General features: G+C 30.1%; 21 protein-coding genes and 1 pseudogene. 15 read left to right on the top strand and 7 right to left on the bottom strand.

All coding sequences use genetic code 11. The features are described from left to right. Nucleotides 1–55 precede the first annotated feature (55 nt). Nucleotides 56–1,315, top strand: a complete 1,260-nt coding sequence (locus CW733_RS04615; RefSeq protein ID WP_100996081.1) for an NAD(P)/FAD-dependent oxidoreductase — start codon at nucleotides 56–58, stop codon at nucleotides 1,313–1,315. Between the two features lie 63 nt (nucleotides 1,316–1,378). Next, on the top strand, nucleotides 1,379–1,744 hold the full coding sequence (locus CW733_RS04610; RefSeq protein WP_100996080.1) for a DoxX family protein: 366 nt from the start codon (nucleotides 1,379–1,381) through the stop codon (nucleotides 1,742–1,744). A gap of 1 nt (nucleotide 1,745) precedes the next feature. Here CW733_RS04610 and CW733_RS04605 read toward each other — a convergent pair whose 3' ends face one another. From CW733_RS04605 to CW733_RS04570, 7 genes and pseudogenes are all read right to left on the bottom strand, one after another. Further along, nucleotides 1,746–2,099 (bottom strand): DoxX family protein, encoded by a 354-nt coding sequence (locus tag CW733_RS04605; RefSeq protein WP_100996079.1) that lies wholly within the window; start codon nucleotides 2,097–2,099, stop codon nucleotides 1,746–1,748. 167 nt (nucleotides 2,100–2,266) lie between these two features. Then, nucleotides 2,267–2,515 (bottom strand): annotated as a pseudogene (locus CW733_RS04600) (DUF2237 family protein). Nucleotides 2,516–2,630: 115 nt separating this feature from the next. After that, the gene (locus CW733_RS04595; protein WP_100996078.1) at nucleotides 2,631–2,858 is read right to left on the bottom strand and encodes a hypothetical protein; all 228 of its coding nucleotides are present in this window, start codon (nucleotides 2,856–2,858) and stop codon (nucleotides 2,631–2,633) included. A gap of 441 nt (nucleotides 2,859–3,299) precedes the next feature. Beyond that, entirely contained in the window at nucleotides 3,300–3,995 is a 696-nt protein-coding gene (locus CW733_RS04590; RefSeq protein ID WP_100996077.1) for a DJ-1/PfpI family protein, read from the bottom strand. A gap of 507 nt (nucleotides 3,996–4,502) precedes the next feature. Then, nucleotides 4,503–6,113: a hypothetical protein gene (locus CW733_RS04580; RefSeq protein WP_157811536.1), complete on the bottom strand. Its 1,611-nt coding sequence runs from the start codon at nucleotides 6,111–6,113 to the stop codon at nucleotides 4,503–4,505. Nucleotides 6,114–6,178: 65 nt separating this feature from the next. After that, nucleotides 6,179–7,873 carry a tyrosinase family protein gene (locus tag CW733_RS04575; protein ID WP_100996074.1) on the bottom strand — a complete coding sequence of 565 codons (1,695 nt, stop codon included), beginning with the start codon at nucleotides 7,871–7,873 and terminating at the stop codon, nucleotides 6,179–6,181. A 508-nt stretch (nucleotides 7,874–8,381) separates the two neighbouring features. Further along, the gene (locus tag CW733_RS04570) at nucleotides 8,382–8,687 is read right to left on the bottom strand and encodes a hypothetical protein (RefSeq protein WP_100996073.1); all 306 of its coding nucleotides are present in this window, start codon (nucleotides 8,685–8,687) and stop codon (nucleotides 8,382–8,384) included. Between the two features lie 224 nt (nucleotides 8,688–8,911). Here CW733_RS04570 and CW733_RS04565 point away from each other — a divergent pair, with 224 nt between their 5' ends. The 13 genes from CW733_RS04565 to CW733_RS04505 all read left to right on the top strand — a co-directional run bounded on the left by CW733_RS04565 (nucleotide 8,912) and on the right by CW733_RS04505 (nucleotide 21,350). Beyond that, the gene (locus CW733_RS04565) at nucleotides 8,912–9,649 is read left to right on the top strand and encodes a hypothetical protein (RefSeq protein WP_100996072.1); all 738 of its coding nucleotides are present in this window, start codon (nucleotides 8,912–8,914) and stop codon (nucleotides 9,647–9,649) included. Nucleotides 9,650–10,132: 483 nt separating this feature from the next. Beyond that, nucleotides 10,133–10,744, top strand: a complete 612-nt coding sequence (locus tag CW733_RS04560) for a TetR/AcrR family transcriptional regulator (RefSeq protein WP_100996071.1) — start codon at nucleotides 10,133–10,135, stop codon at nucleotides 10,742–10,744. A 1-nt stretch (nucleotide 10,745) separates the two neighbouring features. Beyond that, complete coding sequence (locus CW733_RS04555; RefSeq protein ID WP_100996070.1) at nucleotides 10,746–11,996, top strand: TolC family protein; 1,251 nt, start codon at nucleotides 10,746–10,748, stop codon at nucleotides 11,994–11,996. A 10-nt stretch (nucleotides 11,997–12,006) separates the two neighbouring features. Further along, on the top strand, nucleotides 12,007–12,903 hold the full coding sequence (locus tag CW733_RS04550) for an HlyD family secretion protein (protein WP_100998677.1): 897 nt from the start codon (nucleotides 12,007–12,009) through the stop codon (nucleotides 12,901–12,903). A gap of 11 nt (nucleotides 12,904–12,914) precedes the next feature. Then, a complete protein-coding gene (locus tag CW733_RS04545; RefSeq protein WP_232730395.1) occupies nucleotides 12,915–13,298 on the top strand; it encodes a hypothetical protein in 384 nt (127 codons plus the stop codon). After that, nucleotides 13,298–14,200, top strand: coding sequence for an ABC transporter ATP-binding protein (locus CW733_RS04540; RefSeq protein WP_100996069.1), 903 nt, complete (start codon nucleotides 13,298–13,300; stop codon nucleotides 14,198–14,200). The genes CW733_RS04545 and CW733_RS04540 overlap by 1 nt, the downstream gene beginning before the upstream one ends. Beyond that, a complete protein-coding gene (locus CW733_RS04535) occupies nucleotides 14,200–14,928 on the top strand; it encodes an ABC transporter ATP-binding protein (protein WP_100996068.1) in 729 nt (242 codons plus the stop codon). Before CW733_RS04540 ends, CW733_RS04535 begins: the two co-directional genes overlap by 1 nt. A 127-nt stretch (nucleotides 14,929–15,055) precedes the next feature. Then, the gene (locus CW733_RS04530; RefSeq protein ID WP_100996067.1) at nucleotides 15,056–16,162 is read left to right on the top strand and encodes an ABC transporter permease; all 1,107 of its coding nucleotides are present in this window, start codon (nucleotides 15,056–15,058) and stop codon (nucleotides 16,160–16,162) included. Continuing rightward, a complete protein-coding gene (locus CW733_RS04525) occupies nucleotides 16,162–17,283 on the top strand; it encodes an ABC transporter permease (protein WP_100996066.1) in 1,122 nt (373 codons plus the stop codon). The genes CW733_RS04530 and CW733_RS04525 overlap by 1 nt, the downstream gene beginning before the upstream one ends. 10 nt (nucleotides 17,284–17,293) lie before the next feature. After that, entirely contained in the window at nucleotides 17,294–18,046 is a 753-nt protein-coding gene (locus tag CW733_RS04520; protein WP_100996065.1) for a TIGR00730 family Rossman fold protein, read from the top strand. 56 nt (nucleotides 18,047–18,102) lie between these two features. Next, nucleotides 18,103–18,966 (top strand): hypothetical protein, encoded by an 864-nt coding sequence (locus CW733_RS04515; RefSeq protein WP_232730394.1) that lies wholly within the window; start codon nucleotides 18,103–18,105, stop codon nucleotides 18,964–18,966. Between the two features lie 12 nt (nucleotides 18,967–18,978). Beyond that, nucleotides 18,979–19,833, top strand: a complete 855-nt coding sequence (locus CW733_RS04510) for a restriction endonuclease (protein WP_100996063.1) — start codon at nucleotides 18,979–18,981, stop codon at nucleotides 19,831–19,833. A 191-nt stretch (nucleotides 19,834–20,024) separates the two neighbouring features. Further along, complete coding sequence (locus CW733_RS04505) at nucleotides 20,025–21,350, top strand: T9SS C-terminal target domain-containing protein (RefSeq protein WP_100996062.1); 1,326 nt, start codon at nucleotides 20,025–20,027, stop codon at nucleotides 21,348–21,350. The last annotated feature ends 2 nt before the right edge of the window (nucleotides 21,351–21,352 follow it).

Genomic DNA, 21,352 nt, shown 5'->3' with positions numbered 1-21,352 from the left:
ATAGAAAAAACTTAAATTAGCTAAAGCATTTTTATTTATTATTAATCAATTACGTATGACCAAAGAAGAGTATAATATATATATTATAGGTGCTGGAGTAAGCGGATTAATAGCTTCAAAAGTTTTAGAAGATAATGGGTACAAACCCACTATAATTGAAGCAACAGATCGTGTTGGTGGAAGAGTTAAAACAGATGTTATTAAAGGCTATCAATTAGATCACGGATTTCAAGTATTGCTTACCGCCTACCCAAGTGCTCAAAAATATTTAAATTTTGAAGCTTTAGAATTACAACATTTTATTCCTGGCGCTACTATTTTTAGTAATGGTAACCAAAAAACTATTGGAGATCCTTTACGAAATATAGCGTTACTTTTTCCAACCTTATTATCTGGGATAGGAAATTTTTCAGATAAATTAAAAATATTGAAGCTAAATAGGCTTTTAAAGAAAACAACACTTGCTGAAATTTTTGATAAAACTGAAAAAACGACACTTCAATATTTATTAGATTTTGGTTTTTCTGAAGAAATGATTTCTCAATTCTTTAACCCTTTCTTTAGTGGTATCTTTTTAGAACCTGAATTAGAAACATCAAGTAGGATGTTTGAATTTGTCTATAAAATGTTTGGAGAAGGATTTGCGACAGTACCTAAAGATGGTATTGAAGCCATTCCGAAGCAATTAAAAGCGAATTTAAAACAAACTACATTTCAGTTTAACACAAAAGTAAAGTCTGTAGAAGAGGATAAAATAATACTTGAAGATGGCACTGAACTAAAAAGTCATTTTACAATTATTGCAACAGAAGCTAGCCAACTTATAACAAATCTAAAAATCCAAAAGACGGAATGGAAATCTTGTGATACGCTCTATTATGAAACCAATACCAGAACGATTACCAAACCGCTTATTGGATTGATAGCAGACAGTGATGCGCTTATAAATAACATATTCTACCACACTAGTGTTTTATCAAATTCAGTAGGAAAAAAGGAATTATTATCTGTTACCGTTGTAAAGGAACATGGTTTATCTCAGGAAGCATTAAAAAAACATGTTCAAAAAGAACTACAACACTATTGTGGAATAGATTCGTGTAGCTTTATAAAGCATTACGCAATACCAAAAGCATTGCCCAAATTAAATGGATTAAAATATGAAATGCTTCCATCTGAAACTAAAATAACTAATCGTATCTTTCTTGCGGGAGACACAGAACTAAACGGTTCGTTGAATGCCGCTATGATTTCTGGAGAGAAAGCTGCTTTAAATGTAGTACAAACTTTAAAATCTAGTTTAAAAATTGATTAACTTACTTGAATCTTAAAAGAATAATCTAATTGCTAAAATATCTAACTTTTAAAAAATAATTTAATGGAATATTTAATTAATACGATCAAAATTGTAATTGCCATAAGTATTATAAATGTGTGGCTATTTCGTATAAAAAAATCTACAGCGTGGAGAGCTAATAATGCAAATAATATGAAAGAAGAATTTAAAGCTTATGGTTTGCCTGAGTGGTCAATGTATATTATTGGCACCTTAAAGGTACTGTTCTCATTAGGTCTTTTGATTTCGATATATTATAACCAATTAGAAATTCCATCGGCATTTGGTATCGCATTTTTAATGCTTGGAGCAATAATAATGCATGTAAAAATAGGTGATCCAATTAAAAAATCTTTGCCTGCTTTTATATTTTTATCATTATCCTTAATAGTTGCTCTAGTTCAATAAATTAAAGGTAAATATTTAGAAAATACACAAACAGATACCCATTAAAAATTATAAAGACAAATGATGGTAAGGATAGTATAATTGAATCTTTAATTCTCAGTCTTACCATAAAACCTAATAGCATTTGAATGGTTAGTCCTGCAGTGGCTATAACTCCTATTAATGGACTTATGAAGCTAAAAAGAAGAGCTAAACCAGCGATTATTTGTAAAACTCCTGTTATTTTTCGTTGTGTTTCACTCAATTTAAAACGCAGAAACTCTTGCTTCATTTTATTAGAAAACAAACAACCGTATCCATAAAATAAAAATGAGATTGCTGAGAAAATAATTAAAATAGTGTGTAGAGTTTTCAAATTACGGTTAATTGATATCAGTTTCGAATAGCTCAGCTATTTTATAAGCTTTAAGTAAAACTATTCTTAAAACCCAAATTACATCGTTTTAAAGTGATTATTAGTACTATTATCAACTTTATAAAAATAAAATATTTACAAACAAATATTTTAATTGGGTGGTATTATTAAATAGCTTCATATCGTTTTAAAAGCTCAAGAGATGTAAACTCTAATGCTTTTTTAAGTGTGCTTTCAAGAACAACTGAAGGCACAACACCTTCTTTTTCTGCTTGTAACCATCAAGATATGCACTAACACCATTTAGAACCTGCTACAAGTCCTGGAAATTGCCATTGTGGTATTTGCATACTTAAATTGTTTCCTTTTAATTTAGTATAATCTAAAAACTTAGTAGTCATAATTGCATAAACAATGTTATTACCTGTATCTTGAGATATTGTTCTGCAATACCCATCTCTACCAATACCCAGTTGCAGGATCTGTAAAACAGGGCTTTAACTCTGTTCCTAATACATTTAATTCCATAATCTAAAAAGCTGGTTCAGGTCTTCCTTTTAAACGCTTTTCAATTTTTTTCTTCTTTGCAGTTAAACGCTTCATTATATCCATTAAACTAGTGTCCTTAGATTTTTTATAAATCTCGTTCAAGGCTAGTATTAGGCGCTTTGCTTCTCTAGATGCAACTACTCTATCACTTGTAGACATATTGCTCATTTTTGCATTTTCAAACTCTAGTGCTTCGCTTATTAATTCCATAGTTTTATTTTTTGTTTATTGTTTCACAAATTTAATTAAACAAAATACATATTCAAAGAATATACAATTGATTATGATTATTTTAGGATTGATTTGAGTTATGTAAAAAAACAAAAAAAATGATTTCCTTCCGTATATACCATTACTGAAAAAAAGTATTTGATTAATTAAGAATTCAAACATTAATTTGTCATTCCACACACATTCCACTAAACTCCTATCGTTGCTTCGTAAAAAGAGTATTCCATTAACATTGTAGAAGAAACTTTTAGAATAATTTTTTTTAAGAAACTTAAGAAGAACCTTTCGCTTTTAACCAAAGCTCAGGTTACATAACGCGGTACATTATAGTACACTTATATTTATATAATAAATTAATGTGTAATTTATTAGAAAACCACTTTAGTACAAAATCCAAATTTAATGCATCAGGTCTAAGAATTACTGTTGCTTATTTAATGGACAGGTTCCTGCATCAGGAATTACACTTTTAACAGGAGGGTTTGGATAGTATTGCATAGTACGCTGAACGTTGATAGCGCTAGCTGTTCCTGCAATTAATTCGATTAAATAGAATGCTTCATCTAGCCCAGAAGAAATTCCGCCTCCTGTAACTCTATTTCCGCTTTTAACATAACGAGGATGCCCATTTATAACAGTAACTTCTGGATAGTTACCAAAGCAATTAACAAATGCCCAATGAGTTGTGATTGTATGTCCATTCAATAAACCAGTATTAGCTAGTAGTATTGCTCCTTCACAAACAGAACATACCCAATCAGCTTTTAATCCTGCACTTTTTACATATGCAGTATAAGGCGATTTTGGATCTTTAATTATAGTATTTAATGCTTTTGGACATCCTCCTGGAACCCAAATTAAGTTGGGCTGCTGTACATCTGCATCACTAAATGTAGCTTCAACGGTAATTGTAACACCATTATTAGTTGTAAAAGTCCCTTCTTTTCTGCCAACATATTTTATAATAACATCTCTTTGAAATGAGTCGTCTGTTGCTAGCCAGCCAAATATTTCACGAGGTGCTGCAATATCAATTAAATCAACACCATCAAAAATGGGGATAACAATAAGAAAATGGGGAAGCAATTGTTTTTGTTTAGATTTTTTAGGTAGCATATTCTATATATAGTTTATCTTATTAAAAAAAAAGAATGCTTAAATAATTTTATGATCTTATGGCTAGTCTGTTTAGAAAAATTACTGAGCACAATTAAAAATAGAATGATATACAACCAATAGGTTTCGCTAAGTTTTACATAATACGTTAGAAGTAAAATAGAAATTCCTAAACCATAAAAAATAATGCTTAACCATGCTTTATTTAAATAGTGTTTTCGCAGTAATAAAAAGCTCCCAATTAATAATAGACCAAGAATAACATAACTCCAATTAGAATTATAGCTAATAGACTCTAAGCCTATAAAACTAAACAGAGACGCATAGGCTGCCCAACAGAGTGGGCATTTTGGAAAGAGAAAAAGTAACACTACAGATAGACTATTTAACACACTCATTTTTTTATCACCTTTTGTAGGTGTTTTTTTTAATGAATTGCGGTTACTACATGCGCACGACGCTTTTTTTAAATTTTCCATCTGAAGTGAATTTTAGGTGTTATACATATTAGTTTTTAGAGGTTGGCTTTGGTACATCTTTTTCCCAAACTGCTTTTTTAAGCAACCAGCTAAAGTCACCAGATAATTGAGATCCTTGCCCTAAGGTCATTTCACCGTTTTGAAGTGTATATGAATCAAAGAGGTAAGCACTAGAATGACAACCAATACAACTTTCTGTTCCAAAAATGGTCATATCAGATTGCGAGTTCTCCATAAGGCCTGCAACTTGGTTTCCTCCTTGAAAAAAAGTTTCCATAGAGATATTAGTAAGAAATGTCAAATTTGGCTTTCCTCCTGATTTATTGACCACACTTTCTGGTAAATGGTATTCTGTAGCTGTACTAACAGCTGGTTTTGCATCCTGATATACAGGATATTGAGTGTCAATTAATTGATAATATTGCCATATACTACCTTGTTGTTTAAAATACTCTTGCATCATATTATTAATTTGTTTGACACGTACAGGGATATCGATCATACGCTTAGATTGCGTTTTCATTATAGTTGCATCTGCATAATATTTTTTAGGATCTTTAGTGATTTTCCAGTAATTACCATGCTCTGTATTATGCTGCTCATAGGTATTTCCTCCATTAGTAGCATCAACATTTACTGGACATGTTTCACAATCAGGATCTGTAAGTGTTGGATGTATAACAGTTGTCTTACCTCCTACTTCAACAGTATTTTGATCTAAATTGTCTATATGTTCAAATGTTGACCACACCCATTGCTTGCCTGTTGGTGTTTTCTGGCTGATATGAAAACCAATTAATCCAAGAAGTGCTTTTTCGGGTTCTCCTGTGGTTGCATTAATAATATAGCCTTCATCTCTAAAATAACGCTCTTTATGTGGATCTGTAACTTTTAAGATGCGCCAAGCTAGTTTAATCTCTGTCGCTCCAAGTTGCCCATTTTCATAGTTTCCTTTAGGGAAATTGGCTTCGGTATTTGTCTTAGAAAATTCTAATTGGCCGTTAATATTATAAAGTTTGTTTTCTACAACGTAATCAAACTCTTCCTTGTTCATTAATACTTCATAAACGACAACTTCACCGTTTTGATCAAATAATTTGCCTGCAAAAGCCTGATCGATTTCATCTGCAGTATTATTATGACCTTTATGTGTTGGTGTATTGCTACTTAAAATAACTCTAGAACCACTATCATCTAGCAAACTTGTTTTAAGTCCTAAACCACTATCTGTTCTAGGGCTATCCCAAGCTGCTGGTTTTTTACCATCTGCACGATATACTTGAAAAGCTTCTTTCCATTGTAACCAAGCAGGTGAGCCATCATCTGTAAAATTCTTAAGTGCTTCTCCTTTAAGGTCTAAAGGCCAGTTTATTGCAATAAGTGCTTGCCAACTATAGATGTTATAAATTTCATTAAGTTGGTATATATCATTTGCTTCTTTTAATATTTTTTGTAATGCAGGATCTACATCTACTGGAATGTTTGGCGTAAACTCTGCTGGAGCTTCAAGAGCTACATAGTCACCTGTGCTTGTTTGATTACAAGATAATATGAGCAATCCAATAGAAGCAAAGCAAATGAGGCTTAGTTTTGATATGAATAGAGAGACTATTAGTTTAAAATAATTGGTAAGTTTCATGGCGAATAGTATTAACTGTGTGATTTGTTCATCTGTTTTTTTAAGGCTACAACATCATCAAATACTTAGTGAATAAGACGAATATTGATAGTTGGACCACCTATTTTATTAAAAGGAATTACAGGACGTTTCCCATCGCTGTTCTCACTTGAAAGTTGTATTTCAACCTTCACTTTTCCATCTGCTTTTTGCAGTTTTTCATTTTCAATTTCAAAATCAAAGCTTACAAGTGCTTGTTTTACGCAGTTTGCACAATTTCCTGGGTTTGTAGCTTGTAAAAAGAATCTTGTTTGTAGTAATTCTCCTCCTAAATACAAGGACACTGTAAAAGAACCAGGTATTTTTAAACGATCTACATCTTTAACTCTAAGAGATACATAAGACATATTGCTTACAGTAAATGCACTCTTGTTGGATTGCCCTTTATTAACACTGCGACTTAAAGCCATTTCTTTGGTAGAAAAAATTTCGGGTTTAGTTAATGGAAGCGCTGGCTCCACATAGTTAATTCCCATGTCATTTAGGTTGATGGTCTTATCTACGGTAAGTCCTAAAGATTCAGTAAAAGGATCCAAATTATTTAATCCAACGCCATCTATCCAATCTGTATTATCGCCACAGGCTTTAACATTTTTCTTGAAATCAGACACATTTGTTGTGTGATGCAATTTTTGCCATTGCCACATTAAGCGATCCCAATTTGCATGGAATAACCAAAAAACAGGTTCAAAACCGGTGACATCCTGATTTGCAGTAGTAGCTCCGTTGCTATTATGGATCATATCATGCGCATGCATTAATGACTCTGAAGCAACATAACTTCCACTTTTATCCAATCCATTAAATGCATTCCATAATGGTGATTGAATGATTTTATCAAGATACACTTTGTTTATATTTGTTGAATCATGAGTAGCGTCTCTAATATATTTCCATTTATTCTCATTATAGACTGTAGCATTATTACGAATAATACTTCCATCTGCTTTTAGTGATCCATATTTTACCTCATTAGGGTAATCCGTCATAAACTTTGGTGGAAGTTTGTAAGTAGAAGGTGTTGGCTTCTTGTCTTGAGGATGAGAAGCAATGAATGGGCCTTCTGAAAATATCTCTGGATATGTATCATCCGAAATATCCCAATAAGGAAGTGTCACGTCTTCACAGCCATTAATAGAGCGTAATGCGTTTTCAAATTGAAGAATATATGCCCTGTGCCATGCTAAAAATGGATGAATATGATGTTCACAATAGGTGTTTCCAGGGTACCAGTGTATGCCTCCTAATGTGTAAAAACTATTAGGATGATTGTTAGGTAGATCCATAATACCTTGAAATGCTTTGAGAAGGTTTTCCTTTTCAACTCCTTTAATATCATTTATGTTTTTCCTATGACGTAGGTTAGTGTCTTTTGAAATAGCAACTTGTTTATTTTTAAAAACCTCTAAAGCAGCAGTGTCTTTTGGACAACCATGCGTAAGCCAATTACGAAAAGAAAACAATTTGTTTTGGTTCCATTTGGTTTTACCCATTGGCATAAATTGGTAATAGACATAATAATAGATTTTAGCGCTCAAGCCACTCACCTCAGAATAGCTTTTGAGGTCAATAGTTCTAGCATTCTCATTTTTAGCGTCATTATTAGCATGCATCATGCAGTTATAATCTTGATCATCAAAAAAGTACTGGACTTCTTTTTCCCAAACGGGTTCGGCTATAATAGATGAAAAATCAGGGTTGTTTAGTTCTGCTTTGGTCATAATATTTTCTTTTTTTTAGTATGAATTATGTCTTAAGTTTATAAATTTTAACTTTTTATATATGTTTTTAGTTTGTAAAAAAACTCTTAAACATATAGCTATTACTCTATAAAATAGAAAGCGATTATTTAAGATAAGTCAAATTTATATTAATAAAAAAAAATAGGATAGAGTATAAATACCCGTTTTACGACGAAATATCTATAGTAGGATTAATTATTTTGATGTTCTTATAAAGAAGATAGCTTAATCTGCTTAGATTAAAAATGAATAAAAAAAAGAAAAAAAATCGCTTTTAGGAGTATGTATAATTGAAACTCTTAAGATAAGCCCAATCTAAACGCTCAGGCCTACTTTAAACTAAAGCTCAAGTATTAATAGTATTAAATAAAACCTTTATTTCTAATTTATCGAAAGTATTTGCGAATATTTTTATCATAAAAAACAGTAATAAATTCTGGTTTTGCGCCTTCTTTAATTTTATTAAACTGAATTGAATAAACTCTTCTTACAAGTATACCATGATAGGAATTGGTGTTTGATTTTGGTCTAAACTAAACATGGCAGAATAACCTATACTCCATTTTGTTCCATACAGTAAACCATTATTGTGTATTAATTCGTTTAAATCTATTTCAGCTTTATTGGCTAAATATTCTTTTTCAAGGGCCTTGAATTCTTCTTCTTTCGTTATTTCGCCTCTATTTTTTTCACCAACGATGGAACACATTTCATTAGAAAAATCTTTCTTGTAATAAATATTAGATTTCCATCCTCTTGGCCAATGAAATATATAGATATTACAAAATAGCATTAATACTAATAACACAATCCCGAAAATAATTTTTAGTATATAGACGAATACTGGTATTTAATCTACCAATAAGATAATTTCATCGATAGCTTAATTTACAAAACACATTGCAAATAGTATTCAATTTCTTTTAAGTTATTATTATAATGGCTGTATACTATTCCGTTTTTTAGAAACTAATTAATATCTTTGAAATGATGCAAATACAGCAAAACCTTCATTAAATGACAAAAAGAGAATCTGTTAGTACTCGTTTTTTAAAAAACACAAATGCTATCGATATTATATTTTACCTTTTCTTTTTAGCATCTATTGTTGTGAGTATTCTTTTTGACAAAGCTCAATTGTTATATACAACACCAATTGTAATTATTTCAATTATTATTAAATACATAAGCCTTACCAAAAAAAAAGCTAATCCATTTTTTATTTTTGCTTTATTAGCTACATTAGTTTCTAATGTACTATCGCTTTATTGTTTTGAAAGCTGTTTTGGATGGGTTGCGACATTCACTTCTCTGTATTTAATATCTTGTTCGTTTGTTCTCAAAAAATACTTATATAGAGGAAAAGTTAGATCTTTACTATCTTTCTCTGTTATAGTTAGTGTTATACTAATTATCTATGTTTTATATACAATTCTTGAATTACTTATATACTCTATTTCTGATAATCAGATGTTTTTTATCTTTTTAGCCACGTTAAGTTTAATAGTTTACACCATTACATTTGCAATTATTTATATAAATGATAATTACAATAATGGCACCGTTTTATTAGCGTCTGGTATTTTTACTTTTTTTCAAATTGCACTAGTTTCAATTAATGAGTTTTTACATTTTAATAAAACTTTTACTGTACTTATTAGTATTTGTCATATAATGGCCATTTATCTTCTCATGAATTTTATAGCAAAAACTGAAGTTATAAAACCCGAGGATATAAAAAACAAGTTTTTTTAGATTTAAAAAATCTGCCAAAAACCAACCATCCTCATTTCTTTAATACAAACTATTTTGTAAGCTCTCGTTCCATTAATTTGTACTTTTCGTATAGAATAATAGCATATTAAAAAAACGTTTCATCGTTTATTACTTCTTTTCGTAATCCTTCTCATATACTATAGATCCAAATTTTGGGTATATAACTTCGTTTGATAACTATAATTCAATACCATGTATAATACCCTATAAAAATTCGTCTACTAAAAAACTATGCAGAACTTGAAAATGGTTTGCTTAGTTTCATTAAAAACACATTTGTAGTTATAATTATACATTATATAAAATTGTTTTGCTAACCTCTTTTATTATGTAATTATTGTATCTGCCTGGCTTTTGGTTTATTTATAAAAATGTTTTAGCAAAATTTTATGAGTTTAAATATTTGGTTGTATCGTATTTAAATGTACATTTGTTAACCACATGGTTAAACTGTTTAGTTAAATGAAGAAAACGAAAAACGAAAATACAGAAGAACAAATTTTAAAAGCAGCAAAAAACATTTTTCAATCTAAAGGAATGGATGGTGCTCGTATGCAAGAAATAGCAGATAAAGCAGGAATTAATAAAGCCATGCTTCATTACTATTATAGAAGTAAACAATTGCTTTTTGAAGCAATTTTTAAAAATGCTTTTTCACTTTTAGCACCACAATTAAATGCAATTTTAAATGATGATTCTTCTATTGAAGAGAAGATAAAAAGCTTTACGTTAAACTATATCACGTTTATTATTAAACACCCTTATTTACCAAATTTTATTATTCAAGAACTAAATAGAAACCCGGAATTTATATTAAAATTAAAAGAAAATAAAGGATTTCCAAACATTAAAAAATTTAAAGCACAGGTTGAAAACGATGTTAAAAACGGGCTAATAAAACCAATTAGTGCAGAACAGTTATTCATAAATATTCTAGCACTAAATATTTTTCCTTTTGTAGCAAAACCATTAATAATGGCATTTACAAATACAGAAAACAAAACCTATGAGCAACTTATGGAAGACCGTAAAATTGAAGTTGCCGACTTTATAATTAATTCAATAAAAAAATAAGATGAAAAAGATTTTATTCATTTTAACGTTAACGTTTAGCATCTCTGTTTTTTCTCAGCAAAGCATAACGTTAAACGAATGTTACAGTTTAGTGGAAACCTATTATCCTTTGGCTAAACAAAATGATTTATTAGCAAATCAAAATAAAATAGATTTAGATGTTATTTCAAATTCTAAATTGCCACAAATTAGTTTAGATGTGCAAGCAACCTACCAATCTGATGTAATAGAAATCCCTATACCAAATGCAGAGATTGAAGGATTAAACAAAGATCAATATCGTGCAACGGTTTCTGTTAATCAAATAATTTATAATGGAGGATTAACAGATGCATCTTTAAAGGTTAAAACGGCTCAACTAAAAACGAAACAAAAACAAGTTGAAGTTATTTTATACCAGCTAAAACAGCAAATTAATCAACTCTATTTTTCTGTTTTATTAGCACAAGAATCTCAGTTGTTATTAAAGGCTAAGCAGACGCAATTACAAGCCAAAATTAAAGAAGTGCAATCTGGTATAAAATACGGTGTTATTTTACCTGCTTCAGATAAAATATTACAATCCGAATTATTAAAAGTAGATCAACAATGTCAAGAAATAGAAAGTAACAAAAGCGCACTTATAGAAACACTTTCTAGTTTAATTAGTAAGCCATTAAGTGCTTCTACCCTATTTCAAAACCCAGAGTTAGAAACAAAGTTGCAAGAAAAATTAAACAGACCTGAGTTGGAATTATTTCAATTAAAAAAAGAAGAAATTGAAAATTCAGAAAGCCTCTTGTCAAAACAAAATTCGCCTAAATTACTAGGTTTTGCAACAGGTGGATATGGTAATCCAGGATTAAATATGCTTGATAATTCATTTCAAACATTTTATACACTTGGTGTTAAAGTGAATTGGAATATTTTCGATTGGAATACTAACAAAAAGCAAAGAGAATCTTTAGCTATAAATAAAGATTTTATAGAGAATGAAACTGAAATTTTTAAACTAAATACTAACATTGCCCTAAATCAACAACAAAAAGAAATAGAAAAATTTGAAACTTTTATTATTTCGGATTTAGAAATAATAAACCTTAGAAAAGAAGTGCTAAAATCTGCAGATTCGCAACTTAAAAACGGCGTGATAACCTCTTCTGCATACATTACAGAACTTACCAATTTATTCGAAGATGAAAACACAATGGTAAAGCATAAAACTCAATTACAACTAGCAAAAGCAAATTACAATGTTATTAAAGGACAATAAATATATACCCATGAAAAATTACACATATATTTTAGGATTAAGCATCATGATTTTTACGCTGTTTTCTTGCGGAAACGATAACGAAAAAGCTGATGGTTACGGAAATTTTGAAGCGACAGAAATAACTGTTTCTGCAGAAAATAACGGAAAATTAATACAGTTTAATCTTGATGAAGGCGATATACTTCAAAAAGAACAATTTATTGGTTATATAGATACTATTCCGTTAACATTAAAACGTGAGCAGTTAGAAGTATCTAAAGCTGTGATTAGTTCAAAATCAAGAGGTGTTTTGTCACAAATTAATGTGTTAAATGCAAAGCTAAAAACTGTAAATACAAATAAAAATCGCGCTCAAAATCTTATAAGAGATAATGCAGGAACACAAAAACAATTAGATGATGTTTTGGGTGAAATAGGTGTTATAAAAAGCCAAATAAGAAGTGTCGAAATTCAAAATGCTCCTGTTGTAAATGAGCTTAAATCTATCGATGTACAGTTAAAACAAATTGACGACCAAATCCAGAAAAGTAAAATCATAAATCCCTTAAACGGAACCGTTTTAACAAAATATGCAGAACCAAATGAAATTACTGCTTTTGGAAAACCATTGTACAAAATTGCAGATTTAAACACCATGCAATTACGTGTTTACATCAGCGAAACGCAATTGGTTAATATTAAAATAGGACAAAAAGTAACTGTGAAAATTGATGATTCAGATGCTATGGAATCGTATAAAGGAACGATTAGTTGGATAGCCTCAGAAGCAGAATTCACACCTAAAATAATTCAAACAAAAGAAGAGCGTGTAGCTTTAGTTTATGCTGTAAAAGTTGACGTTAAAAATGATGGCAGTTTAAAAATTGGTATGCCAGCAGAAATGTGGCTATCATCTAACAATTAATATAAACACATATGAAAAAAGCAATCTTACTAATAGTAATACTCCTTTTTATAGGATGTAAAAACAACGAAAATACAACAGCACAACAATTTAAAAATACATATCCCAAAATGAATTTAAAAAATATACATTCAGAAGACAAAGCTGTACAAACTAAACTGCTTCTAAAAGTCGAAGAAGGCAAAGTTGTATCATTACAAATAGCAGCTGGAAAACAACTAAAAGAGCATGTAAGTAATGTGCCTGCAATTTTAATATGTGTTTCAGGAAAGTCTGTTTATAAGGAATCATCTGGAGAAACCACTTTAGTCACAGGTGATTTTGTAATGATCAATAAAGACGTTAAACACGAAGTGGATGCTATAACAGATAGCAACTTCATTTTAGTGAAGTAATGAGCATCAGCATTGTAAACATATCAAAATCCTATAAAAGTGTAAAAGCTTTAGAGAGCATTACTTTTAATGTGAAAGAAGGCGAACTCTTTGGGTTAATTGGTCCTGATGGAGCAGGTAAAACAACGTTATTTAGAATTTTAACTACGCTCTTAATTGCCAATGAAGGCACAGCAACGGTTGCAGGATTTGATGTAGTTAAAGATTATAAAAAAATTAGAAATAGTGTTGGCTATATGCCTGGAAAATTCTCACTCTATCAAGATTTAACTATTGAAGAAAATTTAAATTTCTTCGCAACCATTTTCGGAACAACCATTGAAGAAAATTACGATTTAATAAAAGAAATTTATGTACAAATAGAACCTTTTAAAAACCGTCGTGCAGGAAAGTTATCTGGAGGAATGAAACAAAAGTTGGCTTTATGTTGCGCTTTAATTCATAAACCAAAAGTGTTGTTTTTAGATGAACCAACAACAGGAGTAGATCCAGTGTCTAGAAAAGAGTTTTGGGAGATGCTAAAACGTTTACAGCAAAAAGGAATTACAATTTTAGTATCCACACCTTATATGGACGAAGCTGCATTGTGTGATAGAATTGCATTAATTCAAGATGGGAAAATTTTACAAATTGATGCTCCTCAGGCTATTGTGAAGCATTATCCAAAGCAAATTTATAACGTAAGTGCAAATGATACGTATCAATTACTTAATAGCTTAAACGCCTATAAACACAACCATAGTGTGTATCCTTTTGGTGAGTTTGTGCATTATACAGATAGTAGATCAGATTTTAATCCGGAAGATTTAAAAGTCTATTTAGAATCTAAAAACTTATCGAATATAGATATAGAAAAAACAGAACCAACCATAGAAGATACCTTTATGGAATTAGCTAAATAATGAAAAACGAAAACGTCATAGAAGCTCAAAACCTAACTAAAATGTTTGGTGATTTTACAGCAGTAAATGCCATTTCTTTCGAAGTCAAAAAAGGAGAAATATTTGGTTTTCTAGGAGCAAATGGAGCAGGAAAAACAACAGCTATGAAAATGCTGATTGGAATTTCTAAACCAACTTCTGGAGCTGCAAAAGTCGCAGGTTTTGATGTATATAAACAAGCTGAAGATATAAAGAAAAACATTGGCTATATGAGTCAGAAATTTGCTTTGTATGACGATTTAACGGTTAAAGAAAACATCACATTCTTTGGTGGAATTTATGGTTTGTCAAGAAAAAATATCAAAGAAAAATCGACTGTTTTAATTAAAGAGTTAGGTTTAGAAGAAGTCGCAAATAAATTAGTAGGCTCCTTACCATTAGGATGGAAACAAAAATTATCTTTTTCGGTGTCTCTGCTTCACGATCCTAAAATTGTATTTTTAGATGAGCCAACAGGAGGAGTTGACCCAATAACGAGGCGCCAATTTTGGGAAATGATTTACAAAGCAGCCAATAAAGGAACAACCGTTTTTGTAACCACGCATTATATGGATGAAGCTGAATATTGCGATAGAGTTTCCATAATGGTAAACGGAAAAATAGAAGCTTTAGACACACCAAAAAAGCTTAAGCAGCAATTTAACGTTGCAAATATGAACGATGTATTTTTAAAACTAGCTAGAGGATGAAACGAGAATTAACAAAATTTAAAATCAAATTCAATTTTAAAATTTTTAATGCGAGAACGAAGTGGTTACACACGCTTTCAATTTTTGAATTAATTTTTATAAAAACGAATTTTAAAAATTTAATCGTGTGAAAAGATTCATAGGTTTCATAAAAAAAGAATTCTACCATATTTTTAGAGATAGACGCTCGTTGTTTATTCTTTTCGGAATGCCAATTGCCCAGATTATGCTATTTGGTTTCGCAATTACTAATGAAATAAACAATGTAGATATTGCAGTTTTAGATCATTCTAAAGATGCAACAACAAAAGAAATTATTAATAAAATTTCAGCTTCAAAATACTTTAGTATCAATCAATTTATTGACAGAGAAGCAGATATTGAAACTATTTTTAAAAAAGGAAAAGTAAAAGCAGTTTTAAATTTCCAAAAGGATTTCAGTAAAAAGCTAATCAAAGATCACAAAGCAACTATACAGATTATTACAGATGCTACAGATCCTAATACTGCAAATACAGTAAGTAATTATGTAAACGCCATTCTTCAGCAATATCAAAAAGGATTGAATAAAGACATTACAATTACTTATCAAATTGTACCACAAACAAGAATGGTTTATAATCCAGAATTAAAAAGTGTGTACATGTTTGTTCCTGGCGTTATGACTATTATTTTAATGTTAGTTTCTGCAATGATGACATCCATTTCTATTACAAGAGAAAAGGAATTAGGAACCATGGAAATACTTTTGGTATCGCCAATAAAACCAATTCAGGTTATTGTAGGTAAAGTGTTTCCATATATTTTTCTATCTATTATAAACGCTATCGTCATTGTGGTTTTAAGCATCTTTATATTTAAAATGCCAGTGCAAGGAAGCTTGTTTTTATTAGCAATGGAGAGCATTCTATTTATTATTTCAGCATTAGCTTTAGGTATTTTAATTTCAACAATTTCTGCAACACAGCAAACAGCAATGATGATTTCTTTAATGGGATTAATGCTACCTGTAATTCTATTATCTGGTTTTATTTTTCCAATCTCAAGCATGCCTTTACCTCTACAACTTATAAGTAATATCATTCCTGCAAAATGGTTTATTATCATATTAAAAGGGATTATGCTAAAAGGAGTAGGATTGCAATATCTATGGAAAGAAACCTTGATTTTAATAGGAATGACCATCTTTTTTATTGGATTAAGTGTGAAGAAATATAAAATTAGATTAGAATAATGAAAACAATTTTATACATCATACAAAAGGAGTTTAAGCAAATCTTTAGAAATAAAGGCATGCTTCCTATCATTTTTGTTTTGCCATTATTGCAGCTCGTTATATTATCTAATGCAGCTACTTTTGAAGTAAAGAACATAAAATTTGGTTATATTGATAATGATCACACATCAACATCTAGGGCGTTAGTTGAAAAATTTAATGCATCTACTTACTTTAATGTTTTAACAGATTTTCCTTCGGAAGCATTAGCAAGTTCTTCAATGCTAAAAGGTGAAGTGGATGTGCTTTTACAAATTCCACACTATTTTGAACGCGATTTACAAAAAGAAAAGCAGAACAGCTTAGGTGTAACTATAAATGCAATTGATGGTGCAGCTGCAGGTGTTGAGAATGTATATGTCACACAAATTCTACAAAGCTTTAATCAAAACATAAAAGCCTCTTTATTACAAGTTTCAGACAAGCAGATACAACCTATTGCTATTGAAACTATTCCATTATTTTGGTATAATAAAACTTTAAATTATAAAACCTTTATGGTTCCTGGAATATTGGTTTTATTAGTAACAATGATAACGCTTTTCCTTTCAGGAATGAATATTGTTCGCGAAAAAGAGATTGGTACGCTAGAGCAAATAAATGTGACACCAATTAAAAAAAGCCAGTTTATTATTGGGAAACTTTTTCCGTTTTGGGTTATAGGAATGGGTTTATTAACTGTAGGCTTAATTTTAGCTAAAGTCATCTTTAATGTTCCAATGATTGGTAGCTTACCACTACTCTACTTCTATACGTCTATTTACATTCTAGTTATTTTAGGCATCGGTTTATTCATCTCAAATTTTACAGATACACAACAACAAGCTATGTTTATTGCTTGGTTTTTTACTGTTATTTTTATTTTAATGAGTGGTTTATTTACACCAATAGAGAGTATGCCAAAATGGGCTCAAACGCTAACAGAATTTAACCCAATAAGATATTTCGTAGAAGTAATGCGTATGGTCATGCTTAAAGGCTCAGGATTCATGGATATTCTTCCACAGCTATTAAAAACACTTCTTTATGCCATTATTATGAATGGATTGGCAGTTTGGAGTTACAAGAAAACGACTTAAAATATGAGGTATGAAAACAGAGGAAAACATCAAATTATCTAAAGACGAATCTTTATTTGTAAGAGGCCCTTTATCTCGATTTAAAGAATTATCCTTTGCATTTAAAGTGTTTTTTAATTTCATTAAAGCCTTCAGAAAAATGCATTTTATTGGACCTTGTGTTACAGTATTTGGTTCTGCACGTTTTATAAAAGATTCCGAGCATTATAAAAATGCTGAAAAAATTGGTGCTGCTTTAGCAAAAAAAGGTTTTACAGTAATGACAGGTGGTGGTCCAGGAATTATGGAAGCCGCCAATAAAGGCGCTTTTGAAGCTGGTGGAAACTCGGTTGGATGCAATATTATTTTACCTTTTGAACAAAAGCCAAATCCGTATCTACATAAATGGATTGATATTCCATACTTCTTTTTAAGAAAAGTAATTCTTGTAAAATACTCATATGCTTTTGTGGTCATGCCTGGTGGTATTGGGACTTTAGATGAGCTGTTTGAAGCATTAACTTTAATTCAAACCAAAGTAATCCAAGATTTTCCAGTTGTGATTTTTGATTCTGAATATCATAAAGAATTATGTGAACATATTCATTTAATGGCTGAAAACGAAAGCATCAGTGCAAAAGACATGAAACTACTATTTGTAACCGATTCTGTAGAAGATTTAATGACGCATATAGAAACATATTCCATTAAAAAATTCGGTTTAGTTACAAAACAAGACAAACCAAAATGGTGGTTAGGAGAACGTATTGATAATAAACAATAAATAGAAGTGATTTGAAAATTAAAAAAATTATAACTCTTTTCTTTTTAACTAGCAATTTGATTTTTTCTTATTCGCAGGTAAGAGATTTGTTGTTGCCTCAAATCAATTTAGAAAAAATTGCTCAAGTAAATCAAGGAGAAAGTTATATTACTTTTCCTTTTGATATTGGAAATTTAGAGCCATTAATATTTGAAGCAAATGTAAGTCCTAACTTTATAATTCGAGAACGTAAAGATTCAAGATTAATGGCAGTACTTACTGGTCAAATTGTTATTAGAATGTACGATGAGTATTCTTTTCCTGTAAAAACGCCAAGTTATATTCCTCAAATAGCCTTTTATTTTTTAACTGGACATAAAGAGTCTGTTAATAAGCTAACTTTATTTGGTAAAATTGCCCATCATTCTAATGGTCAAGACGGTAATTTTTATGACGAAAATGGAGATATTAACTTACAATCAGGAAATTTTGCAACAAATTATGTTGAATTAGGTTTTTTAAAGTCATCCTATAGTAACAAACTTAATGCCTTCAAATTTATTAAGAGCGCTATTGAAGTTCACCCAAAACCTTGGATGCTAGAAGAACTTCAAGGTCAATATAGCGGACTTCGATGGCATAATACTTTTTTAGCATATAAATTCCCCATAAAAGGTAGTATTATTAAAAGTAAAGAGCAAAGAGCAAACTTCTCTCTAAAAGCTGAAACCACTTGGATGCTGGACAATTTTAATAACAATAATGCCTTTAATATAAACAGACTGAATGCTAGTTTAATTGTTTATTATCATCCAAAATTTTTGGAAGATATAGGGTTGTTCATTCAATTATACCATGGAATGGACTATTATAATGTTTATTTTAATCATCAATTATCTATTATTCGATTTGGAATAATGACAGAGGTATTAAGATTTTAACAATAAAAGAGTATGGAAAAGCAAATTTATATTAAAAAAGGTAATGATGAAATGGAACTTTTTTCTTTCGAAAAATTAAAAAATTCTCTTCAGTTTACAGGAGCCTCCAAAGATGTTGTAGAAACAATAATAGATGACATTCAACCCGTTATTTATGATGGTATGTCATCAAACAAAATATATAAAAAAGCATTTGCCTTATTAAAAAATTATAATAAGGTTTGTGCTTCTCGCTATAGTTTAAAACGTGCTCTTTTCGATTTAGGACCTACTGGATTTCCATTTGAACGATTGGTTGGAGCATTATTAAAAGAAAAAGGATACAAAACCAAAGTAAGTATTATATTAGATGGTGCCTGTGTAACCCACGAAATAGATGTACTAGCAGAAAAAAATGGTAACGTATATGCTATTGAATGTAAGTTTCATTCGGATGCTAAAGGATCTAGCAATGTGCGAGTGCCATTATATATTAATTCTAGATTTTTAGATATTCAAGAACAATGGAATAACAATTCAAAAAATGAAACACATTTAAAACAAGGTTGGTTGGTTACCAATACTAGGTTTAGTGAAGATGCTATAAACTATGCAAAATGTGTTGGATTAACTTTATTAAGTTGGGATTACCCCAAAAATCACGGATTAAAAGCAAATATTGATTCTATGGCTTTATATCCAGTTACTACTTTAACAACATTAACTAAAAGAGAAAAACACCAACTTATAGAAAAAGATGTTGTTTTGGTTAAAGAGCTACTTAATGCTTCCAATAAAATGAAAAATATTGGAATTTCAGAAAAAAGAATTCATCGTGTTTTAGAGGAAGTTAAAAAATTGTGCTATTTAACACAACAAAATACTTAACAGAAATCGACTAAAAAAAACTCTAGTTTTATGGATATTCTTCCACACGTATTAAAAACATCACTTTATACTTTAATAATGAATGGTTTAGCTGTTTGGATTTATAAGAAGACAAATTAGCGTAGTGTAACTTTTGATACACTATTCAATTTTTATTAGTTCTAAATTTGTTTTTTAACTAAAAATATTCAATGAAATTAAACACATACTTATCTTTTTTTATCGCATTATTTATAATAAGTTGTAATTCAGCACAAGAGCAATTTTTAGTCAAAATTGAACCGTTCACAATTACTGATGCTCCAGGAATACACTCTTATTCTATGGGGAAAACAAGTGATGAGAAATGGTTAATACTGGGAGGCAGAATAGAAGGTCTGCATAAAATGAGACCTTTTGAAGCTTTTAGACAAAAAGAGAACAACAAAAATGTATTCTTAATAGATCCAGAAAACAATAAAACTTGGAGTGTAGATTTAAGTGTTTTACCTTCTTCAATTTTTGAGCAATTACAAGCTACAAACCAAGAATTTTATCAAAGAGAGAATACATTGTATGTTATTGGAGGTTACGGTTATAGCGATACTGCGCAAGATCATATTACGTACAATAATTTAACAGCAATAGATATTGATGGTTTAGCAAATGCTATTATAAATAAAACGAGTATTACTTCTTTTTTTAGGCAAATAAGCGATGATAATTTAGCTGTAACAGGTGGGCAATTAGGATACTTAAATAATCAGTTTTATTTGTGTGGAGGTCAATATTTTGAAGGAAGATATAATCCAATGGGTCCAAATCACGGACCAGGATTTACTCAAGAGTATACAAATGAAATTAGAAAGTTTGAAATTTTAGATGATGGCACAAATCTATCTATAGATAATTATTCTGCAAATAAAGATGAACAAAACTTACATAGAAGAGATTTTAATATGGTGCCTCAAATCTTTCCAGATAGCACAAAAGGATTCACAATGTTTAGCGGAGTATTCCAATACGATGCAAACATACCTTGGTTAAACTCGGTAGATGTAAAAGAAAGTGGGTATAAGGTGAATAATGATTTTAATCAACTTCTAAGTCAGTATCATAGCGCTAAAGTTCCTATGTTTGATTCTGAAAAAAATAATATGTACACAATCTTTTTTGGCGGTATGAGTCAATTTCAATTTAATGAAAATAAAGAACTAATTAAAGATGATGATGTACCTTTTGTTAAAACGATTAGTATGGTGATAAGATCTAAAAATGGCACAATGTTAGAAAAAGATTTAGGTATAAAAATGCCTGGTTTTTTAGGATCTGGAGCAGAATTTATTCCTTCAGAAAATCAAAACATGTATTTAGAAAACGGTATTTTAAATTTCAATAAGTTGAAAAAAGGAAATAACCTAGTTGGTTATATTTATGGCGGAATTGAGAGTATTAAAGAAAATATTTTCTTTAATAATAATGGAAGTCAAAGTAAAGCTAGTAGTAAAATTTTCAAGGTATATGTTTATAAAAATTAATT

It is taken from the genome of Lacinutrix sp. Bg11-31, from assembly GCF_002831665.1.
Classification (GTDB): Bacteria; Bacteroidota; Bacteroidia; order Flavobacteriales; family Flavobacteriaceae; genus Lacinutrix.
Note: the sequence above shows the minus strand (reverse complement) of the source record. Positions and strands in the feature narration are given on the sequence as shown.